Origin of the sequence: Oryzobacter faecalis (assembly GCF_046764005.1) — a bacterium.
Taxonomy (GTDB): domain Bacteria; phylum Actinomycetota; class Actinomycetes; order Actinomycetales; family Dermatophilaceae; genus Oryzobacter; species Oryzobacter faecalis.
On sequence record NZ_JBKOFW010000004.1, the window covers coordinates 200726 to 220724 of the forward strand.

The window sequence follows — 19999 nt, forward strand, 5'->3', positions numbered from 1 at the left end:
GGCCGTGTGGTGGGCTGACCGGTGTGACGACGCCCACGCCCGCCCGCGAGGCGCCTCCTGCCGCGCCGCTGCACGAGGGGGCGGACCGCCGGCCGGTGGTCGCGGCCGTCGTGACGGCGGTCCTCTCCCTCGCGCTCGTGCTGGCCGCGGCGCGCCTCGGGTGGCTCGGCCCCGACGTCGGTCGGGGGAGCGGGTTCTGCGAGGCATCCAGCGGCGGATGGGTCGTCCAGCCGGTCAACACGTGGAGCAACCTCGGCTTCGTCGCCTCGGGCCTCGTCATCGCCGCCCACGCCGCCGACCGAGCGCGCCTCGGCCTCACGATGGGCGCCCATCCCGGCCTCGCCGTGACGTTCGCCGTCGTCGTCGTCCTCCTCGGCCCCGGCTCGATGGCGATGCACGCCACCCAGAGCCGCCTCGGCGGGCACCTCGACCTGCTGAGCATGTTCCTCGTGTCGGGCTTCGCCCTCGCCTACGCGGTGATGCGCCTCGTCCGCCGCGGACCCGGTCTCTTCGCCGCCGTCTTCCCGCTGCTCGTCGTCATCGGGATGGTCGTGCTGCTCACCGGCGGGCGCGGCATCCCCTTCGTCCGGCACAGCGGGAACGCGGCGTTCGCGGTGATGCTGCTGCTCGCGGTCGTCCTCGAGGTCGTGCTGTGGTTGCGGCGCGATCCCCGCCAGGACGCCGCGTTCGGGCTGGCCTCGGTCGCGACGCTGCTCATCGCCTACACCGTCTGGCAGCTCGGCCGCCGGGGCCACGAGTGGTGCGAGCCGGAGTCGCTCCTGCAGTGGCACGGCGTGTGGCACGTCCTGTGCGCCGTCGCGGCGTACCTGATGTTCCGCCACGACACCGCGGAACGCCCCGCCCTCCGCTGACCCTTGGCGGGACAAGATCGCCCGATTGGACGATCTTGACCCAGCCGAGCTGGACCGGGGGCTTGGGTCAGCGGACGGCGTCGGGGTCGACGCCCTCGGCGACGCGGACGTCCTCCGGCTCGATCTCGCCGCTGATGTCGCGGTCGCGCCGGTCGACGCCGGTGATGAGGTGGAAGGTCGCGCCCGCGATCGCCGCACCGAGGACCGGCGCGAGCCAGAACAGCCACAGCTGCCCGGGGGCGCCGTCGCCGTTGAAGAACGCCACGCCCGTCGAGCGAGCCGGGTTGACGGAGGTGTTGGAGATCGGGATCGACACGAGGTGGATGAGGGTGAGCGCCAGGCCGATCGCGATGGGGGCGAAGCCCTGCGGGGCGCGCGAGTCCGTGGCGCCGAGGATGACGTAGACGAAGACCGCGGTGAGGATCGCCTCGGCGACGAGGACGGACACGAGCCCGTAGCCGCCGGGGGAGTGGTCGCCGTACCCGTTCGCGGCGAGGCCCCCCGTGGCGTCGAAACCGGTGCGGCCGCGGGCGATACCCCAGACGGCCAGGCCACCGAGGAGGCCGCCGACCACCTGGGCCCCGACGTAGGCGGGCACGTCCTTCCACTCGAAGCGCCGCGCCACCGCGACCCCGATCGTCACGGCGGGGTTGAAGTGCGCGCCCGAGACGTGGCCCACCGCGTACGCCATCGTCATCACCGTGAGGCCGAAGGCGAGCGCCACGCCGACGAAGCCGATGCCGAGCTGGACGCTCTGGCCGGCGACGACGTTCGGGGCGAGGAAGACCGCGGCGAAGACAGCGGACCCGCAGCCTCCGAACACGAGCCAGAACGTGCCGAGGAGCTCGGCGCCGAGTCGCTGCGTCATCGTGGGGGTCGTCATGCCCGCGATTGTGCTCCCCACCGGCGACGACGTCACGGGGGACACGCGACTGGGGCGGCCCCGTGGTGGCGCCGCCCCAGTCGGGTCCGTGGCTCAGGCGAGCGTCGCGAGGATCCGGTTGAAGGTCTCCGACGGACGCATGACGGCTGCGGCCTTCGCGTCGTCCGGGCGGTAATAGCCGCCGATGTCGGCCGGGCTGCCCTGGACGGCGATGAGCTCGGAGTCGATGGCCTCGCTGTTGGCGACGAGCTGCTCGGCGACCGGCGCGAACGTGGCCGCGAGGTCGGCGTCGTCGGTCTGCTTCGCCAGCTCCTCGGCCCAGTACCGCGCGAGCCAGAAGTGGCTGCCGCGGTTGTCGATCTGGCCGACGCGACGAGCGGGCGACTTGTTCTCGTTGAGGAGGGTCTCCGTGGCCCGGTCGAGGGTCTCGCCGAGGACGCCGGCGCGCGCGTTGCCTCCGTCGGCCTCGTGGCGGAACGACTCGGCGAGCGCGAGGAACTCGCCGAGGCTGTCCCAGCGCAGGTAGTTCTCGGCCACGAGCTGCTGCACGTGCTTGGGGGCCGAGCCGCCGGCGCCGGTCTCGAACAGGCCGCCGCCGTTCATCAGCGGCACGACGGAGAGCATCTTGGCCGAGGTGCCGAGCTCGAGGATCGGGAACAGGTCGGTGTTGTAGTCGCGCAGGACGTTGCCGGTGACCGAGATGGTGTCCTCGCCGCGGCGGATCCGCTCGACGGATGCCTTCGCGGCCTCGACGGGGGCCATGATCCGCAGGTCGAGCCCGTCGGTGTCGTGGTCGGCGAGGTAGGTCTCGACCTTGGCGATGAGGTTGCGGTCGTGGGCGCGCGTCTCGTCGAGCCAGAAGATCGCCGGGGTGGCCGAGGCGCGGGCGCGGGTGACGGCGAGCTTGACCCAGTCGCGGATCGGCGCGTCCTTGGTCTGGCAGGCACGCCAGATGTCGCCCGCCGAGACGTCGTGGGACATGACGACCTCGCCGGCGGTGTCGACGACCTCGACCCGGCCGTCCGCCTCGATCTCGAAGGTCTTGTCGTGGCTGCCGTACTCCTCGGCCTTCTGCGCCATGAGGCCCACGTTCGGCACCGAGCCCATCGTCGTCGGGTCGTAGGCACCGTTCGCGCGGCAGTCGTCGATGACCGCCTGGTAGATGCCCGCGTAGGAGGAGTCGGGGATGACGGCCAGGGTGTCGGCCTCCTCGCCGTCGGGGCCCCACATGTGCCCGGACGTGCGGATCATCGCCGGCATCGACGCGTCGACGATGACGTCGCTCGGGACGTGCAGGTTCGTGATCCCCTTGTCGGAGTTGACCATCGCGAGGCGGGGGCCGCTCGCGAGCCCCTCGTCGATGGCGGCCCTGATCTCGTCACCGTTCGGCAGGGCGGACAGGCCGTCGAGGATGGAGCCGAGGCCGTTGTTGGGGGACAGGCCCGCCGCCGCGAGGTCGGCGCCGTAGCGCTCGAAGACCTCCGGCAGGAACGCGCGCACGACGTGGCCGAAGACGATCGGGTCGCTGACCTTCATCATCGTGGCCTTGAGGTGCACCGAGAACAGGACGTCGTCGGCCTTGGCCTTCGCCACCTGGTCGCGGAGGAAGGCGTCGAGGGCGGCCGCGCGCATCACGGTGGAGTCGACGACCTCGCCCTCGAGGACCGTGAGGCCGTCCTTGAGGACGGTCGTCGTGCCGTCGGCCGCGACGTGGCGGATGGTCAGGGTGTCGTCGCCCGCCATGACGACCGACTGTTCGTTGGAACGGAAGTCGTCACGGCCCATGGTCGCGACGGAGGTCTTGCTGTCGGGTGACCACGCCCCCATCGAGTGCGGGTGGCTGCGGGCGTAGTTCTTGACCGCGGCGGGGGCGCGGCGGTCGGAGTTCCCCTCGCGCAGAACCGGGTTCACGGCGCTGCCCTTGACCTTGTCGTACCGGGAGCGGATGTCGCGCTCCGCGTCGGTCTGCGGGTCGTCGGGGTAGTCCGGGAGGGCGTAGCCCTGGGCCTGGAGCTCCTTGACCGCGGCCTTGAGCTGCGGCATCGAGGCGCTGATGTTCGGGAGCTTGATGATGTTGGCCTCGGGGGTCGTGGCCAGCTTGCCGAGCTCGGTGAGAGCGTCGCCGATGCGCTGCTCCTCGGTGAGCGACTCCGGGAACTGCGCCAGGATGCGGCCCGCGAGGGAGATGTCGCGCGTCTCGACGTCGACGCCGGCGGACGAGGCGAACGCCTGGACCACGGGGAGGAACGAGTAGGTGGCCAGCATCGGGGCCTCGTCGGTGAGGGTGTAGATGATCGTCGCCATGGTGCCTCGTCGCTCCTCGGTGCTCTCAGTTATCTTGACGTCAAGAGAAAATCCTAGCGGAGGTGCCGCACCGGGCACCAGACGCAGGCGCCGCCCGGCCTCTGTTGACGGTCCCTATGCTGGCCTTGCGGGAGGGCAGGACGGTGAGCGCTTCCGCATGCAGGAACTCGGGACAGGCGTCGGGAGTGGGTGCAGCAAGTGGGTGGCAGCGCGTTGCGCGTCCTCTTCGTGAGCGCGGAGCCTCCCCGTCCCGGGAGCGCCGCGGAGGCGCACCTGGGCGGCGTGCGTGCGGGTCTCGAAGCCGCGGGGGTCGATGTCGAGACGGTCTGGGCCGCCCACGGGCGCGAGCGCAAGGTCCGCGCCATCGCGCGCTTCCAGCTGCGCGGCCTGGGTCGCCTGTGGCACGCGGACGTCGTCTACAGCCGGTGGCACGTTCTCGATGTCAGCCACGTCCTCGCCGCCCGGCTGCTCGGCCGGCCGATCGTCCTCGAGGTCAACGGGACCACGGACGACCTCGTGCTCGCCAACCCGGCGCTGGCGCGCCTGAGCCCGGTCCTGCGGCGGTGGACCGCGTGGGTGTTCGCTCGGGCCGCGCACGTCATCGTCGTCTCGCCCGGCCTGGAGGAGTGGGTGCATGACCTCGCCCCGAGGACGAGCACGACGTACCTCGCGAACGGGGCTCCGCGGTCCATCCCAGTGACCTCCGCGGCCCTCGACCCGCCCTTCGCCGTGTTCGTCGGCGAGCTGGCCCGGCACCAGGGCATCCACACGCTCCTCGCGGCACGCCGCAGCGACGCTTGGCCGACGGGCCTCGGACTCGTCGTCGTCGGCGGCGGGGCCGAAGAGGCGACCGTGGCGGAGGCGCACGCGCGCGGCGACGTCGACTACCGGGGTCGGGTGGCACGCGACGAGGCCCACGCCCTGCTTCGGGCCGCAGTGCTCAGCATCAGCCCCCAGACTGCAACCCTCGCGCGCAACCGGCTCGGCATCACCCCGCTCAAGGTGGCCGAGTCGATGATGGCCGGTGTGCCGGTCGTCGGGTCTGACCTCCCGGGGATGCGCGAGATGATCGGACGGGCTCCGGCTGGTCGAACGGTGGAGGCGGACGTCCCAGAGGCCCTGGCCGCAGCTGTCGCCGCGGTGGCCAGCGAGCACGCCGACCCGGCCGCTCTCCGCCGCTACGCCGAGGACGAACTCAGCTGGGAGGCTGTGGCTCGCCGGACCGTGTCCATCCTCGAGGAAGTCCGCGACCGCCGGAACTGATCATGGGGCGACGCTCCCGCCTGGTGCCGGTACGATGCATCGGCCGGCCAGCGGCTCGGACCCATCGCCCGCGACAAGGCCACGCCTGGTGCCTCTCGAGCAGGGAAGACGGCCGAGATGCGGGGCTGGGACTCACCGGCGACCATGGCGGGGTACGCCAGGCCCCACCGGACGAAAGGCCCTCGTGGACCGAGTAAAGCGTGCGAGCGACCTCGTCGTCGCATCGGTGGCGCTGCTGCTCACCGCGCCGCTCCAGGGGGTCGTCGCGGTCCTCGTCCGGTGGCGGCTCGGTTCGCCGGTGTTGTTCCGCCAGGTTCGTCCCGGCCTGCACGGGCGTCCCTTCGAGCTCGTGAAGTTCCGGACGATGCGACCCGTCGACGCCCAACGCGGCTGGGTTGACGACGCCGATCGGCTCACCTCGTTCGGTCGACGCCTGCGCTCGACCAGCCTCGACGAGCTGCCCGCCCTCTGGAACGTCCTGCGCGGCGACATGTCGCTCGTCGGGCCGCGACCCCTCCTCGTGGAGTACCTCGAGCTCTACACCCCCGAGCAGGCTCGTCGCCACGAGGTGCGGCCGGGCCTGACAGGGCTGGCCCAGGTGTCCGGCCGCAACGCCGTCAGCTGGGAGGAGCGGCTGCGCCTCGACGTCGAGTACGTGCGAACGCGCACGCTCCTCGGCGACCTACGCATCCTCGGACGGACGGTGACCGCCGTCCTGCGTCGAGAGGGGATCAGTGCCCGGGGGGACGTCACGATGCCGCGCTTCAGGGGCGGCGACACCGGAGGGGCGTCATGACGCGGCCGCGACTGTTCGTCGTGGGGGTCGGGGGCTTTGGGCGCGAGGTCGCGGCGATCGTCAGCGCGCTCGGCCGAGGCGACGACCTGGCCGGGTTCGTCGATGACGCGCCCTCCGATGGGGACCGTGAGCGTGCCCGTGCCTTGGGCCTCGACGTGGTCGACAGCGTTCGTGGGCTGGCCTCGCGACGCGAGCCCTTCGAAGCCGTCATAGCCGTCGGGTCCAACGCGTCTCGCCGGACGATCGACGGACTCCTCGCCGGCGCCCCTGTTCGCTTCCCGGTCCTCGTCCACCCAGACTCGACCGTGGGCTCGCGGGTCAGCCTCGGTCCGGGGACCGTCGTCGCGCCAGGCGCCCGGCTCAGCACGAACATCGAGGCCGGTCGGCACGTCCATCTGGACCAGAACGCCGTGGTCGGTCACGACTCGGCTCTGCACGACTACTCCCGCGTCAACCCGAACGGGTGCGTCTCGGGGGCAGTCCGCCTCGGCGCAGGAGCGCTCGTCGGTGCCTCGGCCACCATCCTCCAAGGGTTGACGGTCGGCGCCGACGCCGTCGTCGGCGCCGGGGCCGTCGTCGTCGCGGACGTCCCTGCGGGAGCTGTCGTCAAGGGGGTGCCGGCGCGGTGAGCACGCGCGACGCACGCTCCCGCGGCAGGCCCACCCGCGCCGTCGTCACGGCGACGGTGCCTGTCACGGTCGACACCTTTCAGCGAGAGATGATCCGCCAGCTCCTCGACGAGGGCCTCGATGTGACCCTCGTGTCTTCCCCCGGCGACCGGCTGTCAGACGTCGCAGCGGATCTCGGGGTTGAGTCGGTCGCCGTCCCGATGATGCGAGCCCTGTCGCCGCTGCGCGACGTCGTCGCCCTGGGACGCTGGCTCGTCCTCCTCGCGCGACTCCGGCCCGACCTCGTCGTCGCGGCAACTCCGAAGGCCAGTCTCCTGGCGATGCTTGCGGCACGGGTCACCCGGGTTCCAGTTCGCCTCTACTCCGCTGTCGGGCTCAGGTTGGAGGGTGAGCACGGCTGGCGCCGGGCGCTCCTCGTGACGATGGAGCGTCTGACCGCCGGCTCGGCTACCGCGGTCGTGCCCAACTCGCCCAGCCTCGCCGCGCGTTATCGCGACCTTCGACTGGCCCGCCCCTCGACGTTATTCCCGACGCGCCCGGCCAGCAGCCACGGTGTGGACACAGACCACTTCACCCCCCGCGACCGCGACCCGTCAATCGCCGAGCAGCTCGGCCTCGGTGACGGGCGGCGCGTCATCGGTTTCGTCGGCCGCCTCACCCGCGACAAGGGCATCGACGATCTCGTGGCTGCCGCCGCCCTCGTCGAGGCCGCCGGTGTGCCCACCAGGCTGCTCGTCGTCGGACCGCAGGACGAACCCGACTCCAGTCACTACCTCGAGGTGCTCCGCGCGGGTCCGGTGCCAGTGGTGGCGCTCGGAGAGGTGTCCGATGTCCGGCCGTACCTGGCATGCATGGACGTCCACGTCCTGCCGACGTTGCGCGAGGGGTTCCCCAACGTCGTCCTGGAGGCGGGCGCAATGGGGATACCGACGGTTACGACTCGGGCCACGGGGTCGGTCGACAGCGTCGATGACGGTGTTACCGGGCTGCTCGTCGACGTGCACGACCCCAAGGGTCTTGCCGACGCGATGACGCGCATCCTGCGCGACCCGGACCTCGGGCGCCGACTGGGCGAGGCGGCCCGCGCCGTCGCGATCGAGCAGTTCGACCCGCAGGCCGTCGTGCGCTCCCACCTCGCACCCGCGATGGCGGCACTCGGGCTCGTCGGCCGAGAGGGGGTGGGCTCATGGGAACCATCGCCACGCGGCTGACCGCGCTCGTCTTCTGCCTCTACCTCCTCCTCGGCCAGCGCCTGACGGTCGGAGCCGCTACCGGGGGCCGGGGCACGGTGTCAGTCCTCGAGCTCGCGTTCGTGGCCCTCGCCGCTGCGATGTGGCTCGTGCGTGGAGCGTCCCCCGCCAACGAGCGACCGCCCCGCTTCTTCGCGGTCACCGTGGGGCCGCTCTTCGCGCTGCTCGTCGTGCTTCCGACCATCGGCGTCGTGGTCGGCGACTACGAACTGCGGAACCTGTACACGGTGATCGTCGTTCTCGTACCGCTCGCGATCCTGGCCCTGGGGGCCACGGCCACACGGTTCTCCGTCGACGTGCGGCGGTTCGTGTTCGTCGCGATCCTCGGGCACGGCTTCTACGGGTTGGGCCAGCAGCTCTACCGCCTCGGGATCATGCCGTCGTCCGCGTGGAGCTGGGCGGCCGCGTGGGACGTGAGCAGCCAACAGGCCTACGACGACCTGTACGTCCTGAGCGGCCGCAGCACCGGGCTGTTCATCAACCCCAACGCCTTCGGGCTGTGGAGCGTGCTAGCCACGCTGTTCGGGGCGCTCTACCTGCGCGGCACCCCGCGCGTCGTCGCGGTGGCCTTGGGCCTGGCCGGCGTCATCGGCTGCCAGTCCCGGACCGCGTGGCTCGCCCTGGCACTCCTTGGCCTCGTCTACGCCATCAGCTTCCTCGCGTCCACGCGCGTCGCCCGCTCCGGTGCGCTTATGGCGCTGCTGCTCGCCCCGGTCGTCGTCCTCCTGGGCGTCGGCGGAGTCCTCGGTCGTCTCGTCGAGGAGGGGGCCCAGGTGCGGTTGATCAGCGGCATCGCCGGCCTCACGGAGGGCGGCGACGCCGACGCGAACCTCGGCGGCCGCTACGTCGGGTGGGCGCGAGCGCAGGAGTTCGTCAGCCAGTACGCGGTGGGGACGCTCGGACCCCCCCAGGTGAAGTTCGGCGGCTCGATCGACAGCCAGTTCGTCACGTACTACCTCCAGGGCGGTCCGCTGCTGGTCGCGGCTTTCGTCCTCGCCCTCGTGTCTCCGCTCGTCGTGCTACGGCGGCGGCTCCCCGGCTGGTGGAAGCTGGGCCTGATGTCGGGCGTCATCGCAGTGTTCTCGGCCACGGGCAATCCCCTCGACAGCCCAATGACGTGTGCGCTCCTCTGGCTCGCCGCGTCACTGTCGCTCCACGAGGCGGTCCGCGACGGCACGCTGCTCGAGCGCGACCCGTGGTCTGGACGCCGAGCCGTCACCACGGCCGTCCACCGACCCCTTGAGCGGCTACGGGCGTGAGCGGCGCTGACAGGTTGGTGCTCATCGGGCAGGCGGCCTGGGTGAGGAGCCTCGCGGCGGGGCTGACCGACGCCGGCCTTCCCGTCGAGGCCGTACCGCTCCAGTCAGTGCGCGACGCCCTGAGCGTCGCCACCTGGCGGCGGGTAGCCCGCTCCCGGGTCCTCGTTCGGGTCGGCTTCCGGCCGGGCGCCCGGACCTGGCGGGGCCGCGTCTTCGACGCCGCCCTCGCCGCGACCAAGGGACGGTCGACCGTGGCCTGTTACTGGATCGGCACCGACGTCTTGCACCTGCTCGAGGACGTCGCCGCGGGTGCACGGGTCGCCAAGTGGCGGTCGGCCGCTGCCGTCCGCCATCACCTCGCGGGATCCGAACCGCTGCGCCGCGAGCTGGCCCACGTGGGCGTCGACGCAGCGCTCGTGGGCTTCCCGTGGCGCACCGTCGATCCGCCTGACGTCCTCCCGTCGATGCCGCCTGCGGTGACCGTGCTGACCTACGTGCCGGACACTCGCGCGACCTTCTACGGCGGCCCGGCGCTCGTTGAGGCGGCTCGTCGGCTGCCGCAGGTGCGCTTCCTCGTCATGGGGGGTTCCGGCTCCTGGTGCGACAGGCACCCGTCGAACGTCGAGTTCCTCGGCTGGGTCGACGACCCTGCCCCTCTATACGCCGGCAGCAGCGCCGTCGTGCGGGTCGTCGATCACGACTCCATCGGCGGGACCGCGGTGGAGGGGCTGATGTTCGGCCGACGGGTCCTCTATAGCCAGCCCCTCGACCACGCCGTGCTCGTCCAGCGGACCGCCGACTCCCTGGTTGAGGCGCTGCAGGCTCTCGTCGAGGACCATCGGGCGGGGCGGCTCGTGCCCGATCCCGCGGCGTCGCGCTGGGCCCGCCGAGAGTTTGACCACCGCAGGCGGTTCGCCCAGCTCGCCGAGCACCTGGGCGATCTCAGCGGGTCCAAGCTCCGCTGACCGGGCGCAGCATCGCCGGCCATTCCCGACGGAAGGCGACGAGAACGACCGGGGTCAGGGCGGCCCAGACCAGCGAGGTCCAGTGGCCGGTGTCCGGCCCCACGAGGACAGTGGCTGCGGCGAGGGAGCAGAGCACCGTCACGGTGACGTAGAGGCGGCCCCGAGGCAGCGGGCGCCACAGCTGCCGCGACGCCTCGGTTCGCATCACGAGGAAGGCGACGTAGGCGACCATCGTGGCGAGGACCGCGCCTTGAGCACCGAGCAGGGGAACGAGGAGGAGGTTGAGCACGGCGCTGACGAGCAGGGCAAGCACGGTGGCCGCCACTGACCACGACGTGCGCCTCGCGAGGTTGATCCCGATGCCGGTCACCTCGGACAGCGTGTAGAGCAGCGGGGCCGCGATCGTGGCGAGGACGAGGTACTTGACGGCGTCGTAGCGCGCGGGGAGGACGAGGTCGAGGAGGAACGAGAAGGCGCCCACGGCGCAGAACACGAGCGCCACCACGGCGAGGAGCCGGCCGGCCACCCGGTCGACGCGGTCCAGGTCGTGCTCTTCGACGGCCCAGCGGTAGACGACCGGCGCCCACACCACGGAGAAGATGCTCTGCACGACGACGGCGGCTCCCGCGAAGCTCAGGGCGACGGAGTAGACGCCGAGCTCGGCCAGGGACGACATCGATCGAAGTGCGACCGAGCTCGCCGCGGTCAGGGCCCAGTACCCGAGCCCGGCGACTACCAACGGGAGGCTGTAGCGCAGCAGCCGCCGGAGCAGCTGGCGGTCCAGGCGGGCTGAGAGAGCGCCAAACCAGGTGTCGCGGGTGGCCCAGGCCGTGACGACGGCTGCGGCCACCCACGAGATGAGGAGGGCGACCTCGAGGAGGAGGAACTCACGGGTGACGGCGATGAGGAAAACCGGCCCGAGGACGACGAGGAAGAGCAGTTTCGGGACCGCCTGGCTCGCCGAGAAGGCAAGTGACCGCTCTTTCATCCGGAGGACGAGCGAGAGCAGGCGTGCGAGCAGGGCCGCGAGCGACGAGGCGGCGACGAGCCAGATGACACGCGGGTCGGACAGGTCGAACAGCAGCTGCGCGAGTGGTTCAGCGAGGACGACGGCCGGGACGGTGAGCAGCATGGCGACGAGCAGGCACGGTAGGAAGGCGCTTCGGACGAGTACCGCGGCGTCGTCGGTTTCGTGGAACTCCCTGACATACCCCTGGTCGAGGCCCATCGAGGCGAGGAGCACGACGAAGGACACCGACAGCTGGAGGATGTTGAAGCGGCCGACGTCGTCGGCCGAGAAGGCCCATGTGACCGCCGGAACCGTGACCAGACTGATGGCCGCGGTGGCGACGGGCCCGACGGCAAAGCCCGCGATCGTGCGTGCGTTCACGAAGACCTCGGGGGAACTGCGCGGGGTCGGCGCGCGGGGCGGGCGCCCATCCCGTCAGCGAGTGTCGAGATGGCGCTGGACCTCGTCGATGATCCGGTCGACGTCGGCGTCGTCGAGCCCGGACCCCGAGGGAAGGGTTACCCCGGTGGCGAAGAGTCGCTCGCTGGTTCCCGTGGTCGCGCTGCGGGCACCGGCGAAGACGGGCTGGAGGTGCATCGGCTTCCAGACGTGCCGGGCCTCGATCCCGGCGACGTCGAGGGCTGTGATGACGGCCGTGGGGTCGGTACCGGTGCGGTCGGGGTCGAGGGTGAGGCAGGTAAGCCAGTGGTTGTCCTCGGCGTCGGCGCCCTCCTCCGGACGGCCGAGGAAGTCGAGCCCGTCGATGTGGCCCAGGGCCGTGACGTAGCGCTCGCGAATCTCTCTGCGTCTCCCGATCATCTCGTCGAGGCGCTCGAGCTGGCCGACCCCGAGCGCCGCGAGAATGTTGGACATCCGGTAGTTGTAGCCGATCTCGGTGTGCTCGTACCACGGCGCCGGCTGCCGGGCCTGCGTCGACAGGTAGCGGGCCTTCTCGATCAGCTCGGTGTCATCGCTGAGAAGCATGCCCCCGCCGGACGTGGTCATGATCTTGTTGCCGTTAAACGACAGAGCCGCGGCACGTCCGAAGGAGCCCGCGGGCCGACCTGCGTGGGTGGCGCCGAGGGCCTCGGCGGCGTCCTCGACGACATGGACGCCCAGCTCCTCGAGGCGGGCGCCGAGGGCGGTGTAGTCGCAGCACCGGCCGAACAGGTCGACCGTCATGGCGGCGGCCACGGTGCGCCCCTCGCCGCGGAGGTCTGCCACGGTCTGGACGAGGAGTTCGACGTCGACGTTGGCGTCGGGTGCGGCGTCGACGAAGACGGGCTCGGCCCCTGTGTAGGCGACCGCGTTGGCGGATGCCGCGAACGTCAACGTGGGGAGGACGACGACCGTGCCCGGGGCGGCACCGGCATTGAGCAGGGCAAGGTGGAGGGCTGCAGTGCCGGAGGAGAGGGCAAGCGCGCCGGAGACGCCGCACCGCTGCGCGACTTCGCGTTCGAACCGGTCGACCATGGGTCCAAGCGGAGCGACCCAGCCCGAGCGCAGCGCCTCGAGCACGTACTTCTCCTCGACGTCGGAGACGTGCGCCTTCGACAGGAAGATGCGGTCCCTCAACGCAGGACCTGCTGACCGCCGACGTGCTCGACCATCCACCGGCGGACCTCCTTGGGCTCCCCGGCCAGCGGAGGGTCGATGTCGTGTGTGTCGAGGCGCGGCACGCTGACCTGGGTGATGAGGGGGTGACTGGAGCGGACGACGTCCTCGCCGGGGGTGAACAGCTCCTCGCTGAGCTTCTCGCCGGGACGCAGGCCGGTGTAGACGATCTCGACGTCGTGGCGTCCGGACATCTGGATCATCGTCCGCGCGACGTCGACGATCTTCACCGGGGTGCCCATCTCGAGCACCATGACCTCACCGCCCGCGCCGATCGAGCCGGCCTGGAGGACGAGCTGGCAGGCCTCGGGGATGAGCATGAAGAAGCGCTCGACGTCGGGGTGGGTCACGGTCACCGGACCGCCGTTGCGGATCTGCTCGGTGAAGGCGATGACGACCGAGCCGCGCGAGCCGAGGACGTTGCCGAACCGGACGCTGACGTACCGGGCGGAGGGCTCCTGGGCATCGGCGCCGGCCGTGAGCCGCTCGGCGATCCTCTTCGACCAGCCGAGGACGTTCGTGGGACGGGCCGCCTTGTCGGTGGAGATGTTGACGAACGTCGAGACGCCGACCTTGCGGGCCGCCTCGAGGACGTTGTGGGTGCCGACGACGTTGGTCTTCAGGGCCTCCGCCGGGTGCCGCTCGAGCATGGTGAGGTGCTTGAGGGCGGCCGCGTGGAACACGACGTCGGGACGGGTGCGCTCGAAGACCGCGACGAGCTCGTCGGCGTCGCGGATGTCGCACAGGACGAGGGAGTCGGAGTCGAGGAGGGCGTGGCCCTCGATGGACATCTGGGTGGCGTGCAGCCCGGACTCGTCGCGGTCGAGCATGAAGAGCTGCTCGGGGAAGAACTTGGCGATCTGGCGGCACAGCTCGGACCCGATCGAGCCGCCGGCGCCGGTGACGAGGACCCGCTTGCCCGACAGGTGGTCCGAGATCGCGGCCATGTCGAGGTCGACGGGCTGGCGACCGAGGAGGTCGGCGACGTCGAGGTCGCGCAGGTCGGCCGCGCTCGGGCGTCCACCGAAGATCTCGCGGACGGGAGGGAGGACGAGGACGGACAGCCCCGCGTCGGCCGCGAGGGAGGAGACCTCGCGGACCGTCTCGGCGGTGGCGCTGGGGACGGCGATGACGAGGGTGTCGGCGTCGTACCTCTCGGCGACGCGGACGAGGTCGTGGCGCGTCCCCCGGACCCGCAGCCCGGAGAAGTGCAGCCGGCTCTTCATCGGGTCGTCGTCGAGGAGGGCGACGGGGCTGATCCCGCTCTCGGGGTCGCGGACGAGGCTCTCGACGAGGATGCGCCCCCCCGAACCGGCGCCGAACACGATGGCCTGGCGCCCGCCCTCGGCGCGCCGTCGGCGGGTGACGCGCGAGCGCACGACGAACCGGGCGGCGAACATCGCCGTCAGGGCGAGGAAGGTGCCCGACAGCGGGACGCTCCGGGGCAGGTTGATGACCGGCAGCAGGATGGTCACGACGCCGAGGACCGCGCCGCTGACCACGGTGGTGCGCGCGAGGTCGCCGGTCTCCTCGAACGAGCCGAGCTCGTGGTCGACCGCGTAGGGGCCGGTGAGCCAGCCGAGGACGACCTGCAAGGTGGCGACGAGCGCGGCCGCGACGACGAGGGCCTGCTCGTAGTCGCGCGGGATGGCGAAGTCGAGGCGCAGCGAGGTGGCGGCGACGAGCGCGCATCCCCAGATCGAGACGTCGACGAGGGTCCACCGCAAGCGGGTGCGCAGGGCGCGCTGCCGCAAGGTCATGTGGTGTCCCCAGGTGGTCTCGTGAGCGGTCGCCTCGTCGCGATGGTTAGGGTGGCTCCGTGCTGGTGCGCACGAGGCCGCGGGTGAAAGCCCCCCTGCACGAGCTCCCTGGGGACCGATGATAGCGAAGGTGATGGAGTGACGCTCAGCGGGTCGGTCCTCGTGGTCTGCACGGGCAACGTGTGCCGGTCGCCGTACGTCGAGCGCCGGCTGCGCCACGAGCTCGCGGGAACGGGCATCGAGGTCACCAGCGCCGGCACGGGTGCGCTCGTCGGGCGCGACATGGACCCCTCCTCGCGCGACCTCCTCGAGCGCGCCGGGGTGGACGCCGCGGGCTTCACGGCCCGGGCCCTGACCCCCGAGCTCGTCTCCGGGTCGGACCTCGTCATCGCCGCCGCCCGCGAGCACCGCGCAGCCGCGGCCCGGCTGGCCCCGGCAGCCCTGCGGCGAACGCTCACCCTCACCGACCTCGCCGACCTGCTCGACGGCGTCAGCGCGCAGGAGGTGGTCGACGCGGGGGTTCCCGGGTCGTGGGTCCGACAGGTCGCTGCCGTGGCGGTCTCGCGCCGCGGACTGGTCGCGGCCCGGCAGGAGGCGGTCGACATCACGGACCCGATCGGGCAGGGCCCGGCGGTGTTCGCCCGGATGGCGACCGAGGTCGAGGCGGCACTGGCCCGGGTCGTGCCGGTCCTGCGCGGTGCGACGTCCACCCCTGGATCGTCCCCCCGGCGCCCCTGACGGTCGGGTCCGGGAACACCGTCCGGGGCGGAAATTTACGCAAACTTGAACGCCCCTTGACCCGGAGCGGGGTCCTCAGACCTGCTCGACCCGCTTGCGCTCGCGCCGCGTGGCCTCGGCGTCGGGGGTCTCGTACGAGTAGCTGCCGTACTGGCCCGGGCCGCGCGGGGGGACCCGGTTGAGGACGACGCCGAGCACCTGCCCGTTGACCGACGTGAGCGAGTCGAGGGTGTGGGCCAGCTGGTCGCGGTCGACGATGCCCGACCCGATGACGACGATCGCGCCGTCGACGAGCTTGGAGAGGACGACGGCGTCCGTGACGGGCAGGGTCGGCGGGGCGTCGATGACGACGTAGTCGAAGCGCGTCGAGAGGTTCTGGAGCAGGCCCCGCATCGCGGTCGAGCCGAGGAGCTCGGAGGGGTTCGGCGGGATCGGGCCGGCGCCGAGGACCCACAGGTTCGTGCCGCCGTAGGGCTGGATGACGTCGATGACGTCGGCGCGGTCGATGAGGGCGTCGGTGAGGCCGACGGCGCCCTCGAGGCCCATGTACTCGAGCACCTTGGGGCGGCGCAGGTCGGCCTCGATGAGGCAGACGCGCGAGCCGGCCTGCGCCATCGTCAGGGCGAGGTTGGCGGTCAGGGTGCTCTTGCCCTCACCGGCGAGCGAGGAGGTGACGACGATGGTGCGCGGGTGGTTGGCGGCGTCGACGAACTGCAGGTTCGTGCGGAGCGACCGGAACGCCTCGGCCCGCGGCGAGCGCGGGTCGACCTCGACGATGAGCGGGCGCTTGGGCGCCTCGGGGTCGTGGGCGATCGCGCCGAGGATGGGGACGTCGGTGACGCGCTTGACGTCCTCGGTGCTCTTGACCGACCGGTCGAGGGTCTCGCGGAGCACCGCCGCGCCGAGGCCGAGGAGCAGGCCGACGACGACGGCGAGGAGGAGGTTGCGCGCCGGCTGCGGGCTCACGGGCGCCGTGGGCGTGACCGGCGGACGGACGACGGTGACCTTGACCGGGCTCGCCTCCTTCCCGGCCGGGCTCTCGAGCTCGGTGACGGCCGCCGGGAACTCCTTGGCGATCGCCTCGGCGGTCACCCGGGCGCGGTCCGGGTCGGTGTCGCGGACGGACACGTCGATGAGGACGGTGTCGGGTGGTGTCGTGGCGGTGACACGTCCGGCCAGCCCGCCCTGGGCCACCCCGGCCGCCTCGGCGACCGGAGTGAGGATGCGCGGGGTCGTGAGGAGCTGCGCGTAGGACTTGACCCGCTGCTGCGTGAACGTGCTGCCCTGGAGGAGGGCCACGCTGTCGCTGGCGCCCGTCGTGGAGACGAAGAACTGGGTCCTCGCCTCGTACATCCGCGTCGACATCGCAGAGGTCACGCTCGCGAGTCCGACGGCGAGGAGAACGACGAGGGCGATGATCCGCCACCTCTTGCGCACGACGAGCAGGTAGTCCTGCAGCTCCACGGTTCTCCTCGGGTCGACCTCGGCTGGGGTGGGGTCGTCACCCCACCCGTCACAGCCGCGAGCATCGTAGCCGCCGGGCACGGGCCGGGCGCGCCGACGGGCCGGGCGGCGGCCTCGCGGGACCCGCCCGCCCTCAGCGCGCCCACAGCGGTGGCTGAGACCGGTCCGCGCGTCCGGCTTTGACGCAGCCGGGTCGTCGGGGATGCTGACCGCCATGGACCTGCGGCGATCCCTGCCCACCCTCGGCCTCGTCGCCCTCCTCGTCGTCGACCTCGCGCTCGTCGTGTGGGCCCTGTGGCCCTCCTCGACGCCGCGGTCGGCCGCCGCACCGTCCTCCACCTCCTCCTTCAGCGGGTCCGCCTCCCCGACCGGGAGCGGGTCGCCGAGCCCGTCACCGAGCCCGTCCGACGGCGAGGGGGAAGCGGTCCCGGCCGCGCCGCTCACCCGCCTCGTGGCCGGCGTCGACGCCCGGGTCGCGTGGCTCGCCGACGCCGGGACCTGTGAGGACGCGGGCGCGGTCCACGTCACCACGGACGGTGGTCAGGGCTTCTCCACGGCCGCCGCGCCGGGGTCGGTGACCCGCGTCCGGCCCTCGGACGAGGGCAACGGGTTCGTCGTCGGCGGCGACTCGCGCTGCCGGATCCGCCTGTGGAACACCGGGGTCGCGGGAGAGGAGTGGACCGACGCGCAGTCGGCCGCCGACGCCTGGGGCCGCGACCCGGAGGACGCCACCCGGGTGCACCGCCCGGGAGGCGACCCGGTGACCCCCTGCGAGGGCGGTGCCCGGGTCGTCGACCTCGCGGGCCTGCGCGACGGCGTCGGCTCGGTCGTGTGCTCCGACGGCACCCTGCGCACCACGACGAACGGCGGCGGGCGCTGGACGACGACGCTCACCGCGGAGGGGCTGGTCGCCCTCTCCCTCACCGCACCGGGTCGCGGCGCCATCGCCCTCGTGACCGGAGACTGTGCGGGGGTGGCCGTGGCCGCGCTCGACGACGGCAAGGCCGGCGAGGTCCAGTGCATCGAGGACGTCACGCCCCGCGAGGGGCAGGTGGCCGTGTCGGTCGTGGCGCGGGCGACGTGGCTCGTGGCGGGCGACACGGTGCTGCGGGCCGGGTCGGCGAACGCCTCGACGGGGGAGTTCGAGAAGGTCGGCACCTGGCCCGAGGGCTGAGCGGCCCGGGACCGCCGGCTCCGGCCCCTGGTGGCCACCCCCTGTCGCCGCGACCAGCGGTTCTGCCACGCTGACCCGGTGGAGCCACGCAGGGTGGCGCCGGTCCTCGGGCTGTGCGCGCTCCTCGCGGCCGACGCCGTCCTCATCGGCTGGGCCTTCCGCGGTACGTCCGTGGACCCCGCAGGCGCGACGGCTGGTCGGTCCGTGTCGTCGTCGGCCTCGTCGGCCTCGCCGTCGGTGACCGGCTCCTCCGACGCGCCCGCGGTCAAGGTCACCAACCTCACCCGGTTCGTCGCGCCCGTCGGGCCCGAGATCGCCTGGGTCGTGGAGTCGGGCACGTGTGACGAGCCGGGGACGATGTGGGTCACGGCCGACGGGGGCGGCTCGTGGGCCCGCACCGACCTGCCAGGGCGCGTCGTCCGGGCGAAGCCGTCGTCGGTCGCGTCGGGCTTCGTCACCGGTGGCGACGCGAAGTGCGCGCTGAGACTGTGGAACACCGGGGACGCCGGGGAGAGCTGGTCCGACCCCACCGGCGCCGAGGAGGCCTGGTCGCGCCAGCCCGAGAACGACCGCGACGTGCACACCCCCAGCGACCTGGTCGTCAAGCCCTGCACCGACTCCGAGGTCGTCGACCTCGCCCCCCTCGATGCCCGCCGTGCCCGCGTCCTCTGCCTCGACGGCAAGGTCCGGGCGACGCGTGACGGTGGAGAGACCTGGCCCCGCGAGACGACGGTCAAGGGGGCGCTGGCGGTAGGGATCGCGGAGGGCAGCCAGGGGGTCGTCGTGCGTGCCGATGCCTCGTGCGCCGGTGGCGTCCTCGTTTCGTCGCTGAGCCAGGGCAGGCTGGGTCGGGGGAGGTGCGTGGCCGCCACCCCGGTCACGGGTCGGGTGGCCGTGGCGAGCGCCGGCTCCACGTGGTGGCTCGTCGTCGGGGACGCCGTGTTCAGGGCCGATGCGCCGACCGGTCCGTGGACCCGCACCACCGCCGACCTCGGCCGCGGGTAGGTGGCCGGGGTGGGCGGTGTCGGAAGAGCACCCCGCCCACCCGGTGGGGGTCGCCGCGAGTGCTCGCGCGAGGATGTCCCGGTGCTGCTCGTCTCCGCCAACGTCAACGGGATCCGGGCCGCCGCACGTCGCGGTGGCATCCCCTGGCTGGAGGCGACGGCTCCAGACGTCGTGACGCTCCAGGAGGTCCGCGCGGACGACGACCAGCTGCGGGCGGCGCTCGCCGGGAGCGTGTTCGAGGCGTGGCACGTCGCCCACGCGCCCGGTACCGCCAAGGGCCGGGCGGGGGTGGCGGTCCTGTCCCGGGAAGCCCCCGTCGCGGTGCGCGAGTCGCTGGCGGAGGAGTTCGAGGGGAGCGGTCGTTGGGTCGAGGCCGACGTCCTGGTGGGGGAGCGTGACGCCGGGCAGGTGGTCACGGTCGCCTCGGCGTACGTCCACACGGGGGAGGCCGGGACGCCGCGGCAGGACGAGAAGCAGCGCTTCCTCACCGCCGTCGGTGACCGCCTCGCGGCCTGGGCCGAGGAAGGGCGCCTCGCCGTCCTCACGGGCGACCTCAACATCGCGCACACCGTCCACGACCTGAAGAACTGGAAGGGCAACCGGGGCAGGTCCGGCTTCCTCCCCGCCGAGCAGGCCCACCTCGACGGCTGGGTCGACACCCACGGGTTCGTCGACGTCCACCGGGCGCTCCACGGCCCCGGGCCGGGGCCGTACACGTGGTGGTCCTGGCGCGGGAAGGCGTTCGACAACGACTCGGGGTGGCGGATCGACTACCAGCTGGCGTCGGCGCCGCTGGCGCGCACGGCCGTCCGCGCCGAGGTCGGTCGGGCCGCCTCGTACGCCGAGCGCTGGAGCGACCACGCGCCCGTGGTGGTCGAGTACGCCCTCTGAGCGGCCACGGGCCCAGCCAGGGAGCGTCCGCAGACTACGCTTTGCTCCCTCGGGGGAAGCAAAGCGTAGTCGCCGAACGGCCCCTCGCTGCGGGCCGATCCGGCGTCGCGGGGTCAGGAGTCG

General features: G+C 72.4%; 17 protein-coding genes. 11 read left to right on the plus strand and 6 right to left on the minus strand.

The genetic code is table 11. From position 1 onward, the window contains the following. Nucleotides 1-23: 23 nt before the first annotated feature. Nucleotides 24-872 (plus strand): ceramidase domain-containing protein, encoded by an 849-nt coding sequence (locus tag ACK8HX_RS09865; RefSeq protein ID WP_411940517.1) that lies wholly within the window; start codon nt 24-26, stop codon nt 870-872. Between the two features lie 67 nt (nt 873-939). Here ACK8HX_RS09865 and aqpZ read toward each other — a convergent pair whose 3' ends face one another. Continuing rightward, nucleotides 940-1755 (minus strand): aquaporin Z, encoded by an 816-nt coding sequence (gene aqpZ / locus ACK8HX_RS09870; RefSeq protein ID WP_411940518.1) that lies wholly within the window; start codon nt 1753-1755, stop codon nt 940-942. 93 nt (nt 1756-1848) lie between these two features. Further along, nucleotides 1849-4059 (minus strand): NADP-dependent isocitrate dehydrogenase, encoded by a 2211-nt coding sequence (locus tag ACK8HX_RS09875; protein WP_411940519.1) that lies wholly within the window; start codon nt 4057-4059, stop codon nt 1849-1851. A 228-nt stretch (nt 4060-4287) separates the two neighbouring features. On the opposite strand from ACK8HX_RS09875, the gene ACK8HX_RS09880 reads away from it, so the two are divergent. The 6 genes from ACK8HX_RS09880 (at nt 4288) to ACK8HX_RS09905 (ending at nt 10221) form a co-directional block, all read left to right on the plus strand. Further along, on the plus strand, nt 4288-5322 hold the full coding sequence (locus ACK8HX_RS09880; RefSeq protein WP_411940520.1) for a glycosyltransferase: 1035 nt from the start codon (nt 4288-4290) through the stop codon (nt 5320-5322). Nucleotides 5323-5506: 184 nt separating this feature from the next. Next, nucleotides 5507-6118, plus strand: coding sequence for a sugar transferase (locus ACK8HX_RS09885; RefSeq protein WP_411940521.1), 612 nt, complete (start codon nt 5507-5509; stop codon nt 6116-6118). Further along, nucleotides 6115-6747 (plus strand): NeuD/PglB/VioB family sugar acetyltransferase, encoded by a 633-nt coding sequence (locus ACK8HX_RS09890; protein WP_411940522.1) that lies wholly within the window; start codon nt 6115-6117, stop codon nt 6745-6747. Before ACK8HX_RS09885 ends, ACK8HX_RS09890 begins: the two co-directional genes overlap by 4 nt. Nucleotides 6748-6803: 56 nt before the next feature. After that, nucleotides 6804-7958 (plus strand): glycosyltransferase family 4 protein, encoded by a 1155-nt coding sequence (locus ACK8HX_RS09895; protein ID WP_411940680.1) that lies wholly within the window; start codon nt 6804-6806, stop codon nt 7956-7958. Continuing rightward, a complete protein-coding gene (locus ACK8HX_RS09900) occupies nt 7934-9256 on the plus strand; it encodes a hypothetical protein (protein ID WP_411940523.1) in 1323 nt (440 codons plus the stop codon). The genes ACK8HX_RS09895 and ACK8HX_RS09900 overlap by 25 nt, the downstream gene beginning before the upstream one ends. Further along, entirely contained in the window at nt 9253-10221 is a 969-nt protein-coding gene (locus ACK8HX_RS09905) for a glycosyltransferase family protein (protein WP_411940524.1), read from the plus strand. The genes ACK8HX_RS09900 and ACK8HX_RS09905 overlap by 4 nt, the downstream gene beginning before the upstream one ends. On the opposite strand, the gene ACK8HX_RS09910 is transcribed toward ACK8HX_RS09905, so the two are convergent. The 3 genes from ACK8HX_RS09910 to ACK8HX_RS09920 are packed head-to-tail and all read right to left on the minus strand — an operon-like array spanning nt 10199 to nt 14604. Next, on the minus strand, nt 10199-11611 hold the full coding sequence (locus ACK8HX_RS09910; protein ID WP_411940525.1) for a lipopolysaccharide biosynthesis protein: 1413 nt from the start codon (nt 11609-11611) through the stop codon (nt 10199-10201). The genes ACK8HX_RS09905 and ACK8HX_RS09910 overlap by 23 nt on opposite strands. Before the next feature lie 54 nt (nt 11612-11665). Further along, nucleotides 11666-12805: a DegT/DnrJ/EryC1/StrS family aminotransferase gene (locus ACK8HX_RS09915; protein ID WP_411940526.1), complete on the minus strand. Its 1140-nt coding sequence runs from the start codon at nt 12803-12805 to the stop codon at nt 11666-11668. After that, a complete protein-coding gene (locus tag ACK8HX_RS09920) occupies nt 12802-14604 on the minus strand; it encodes a polysaccharide biosynthesis protein (RefSeq protein ID WP_411940527.1) in 1803 nt (600 codons plus the stop codon). Before ACK8HX_RS09920 ends, ACK8HX_RS09915 begins: the two co-directional genes overlap by 4 nt. 138 nt (nt 14605-14742) lie before the next feature. On the opposite strand from ACK8HX_RS09920, the gene ACK8HX_RS09925 reads away from it, so the two are divergent. Then, nucleotides 14743-15342, plus strand: coding sequence for an arsenate reductase/protein-tyrosine-phosphatase family protein (locus ACK8HX_RS09925; protein WP_411940528.1), 600 nt, complete (start codon nt 14743-14745; stop codon nt 15340-15342). Nucleotides 15343-15417: 75 nt separating this feature from the next. Here the strand turns inward: ACK8HX_RS09925 and ACK8HX_RS09930 are convergent, their stop codons facing one another. Further along, on the minus strand, nt 15418-16806 hold the full coding sequence (locus ACK8HX_RS09930) for a tyrosine-protein kinase domain-containing protein (protein ID WP_411940529.1): 1389 nt from the start codon (nt 16804-16806) through the stop codon (nt 15418-15420). A 214-nt stretch (nt 16807-17020) separates the two neighbouring features. On the opposite strand from ACK8HX_RS09930, the gene ACK8HX_RS09935 reads away from it, so the two are divergent. The 3 genes from ACK8HX_RS09935 (at nt 17021) to ACK8HX_RS09945 (ending at nt 19876) form a co-directional block, all read left to right on the plus strand. Further along, the gene (locus tag ACK8HX_RS09935; protein ID WP_411940530.1) at nt 17021-17980 is read left to right on the plus strand and encodes a hypothetical protein; all 960 of its coding nucleotides are present in this window, start codon (nt 17021-17023) and stop codon (nt 17978-17980) included. Nucleotides 17981-18058: 78 nt separating this feature from the next. Then, complete coding sequence (locus ACK8HX_RS09940; protein WP_411940531.1) at nt 18059-18985, plus strand: hypothetical protein; 927 nt, start codon at nt 18059-18061, stop codon at nt 18983-18985. An 81-nt stretch (nt 18986-19066) separates the two neighbouring features. After that, nucleotides 19067-19876 carry an exodeoxyribonuclease III gene (locus ACK8HX_RS09945; protein ID WP_411940532.1) on the plus strand — a complete coding sequence of 270 codons (810 nt, stop codon included), beginning with the start codon at nt 19067-19069 and terminating at the stop codon, nt 19874-19876. Nucleotides 19877-19999 lie beyond the last annotated feature (123 nt).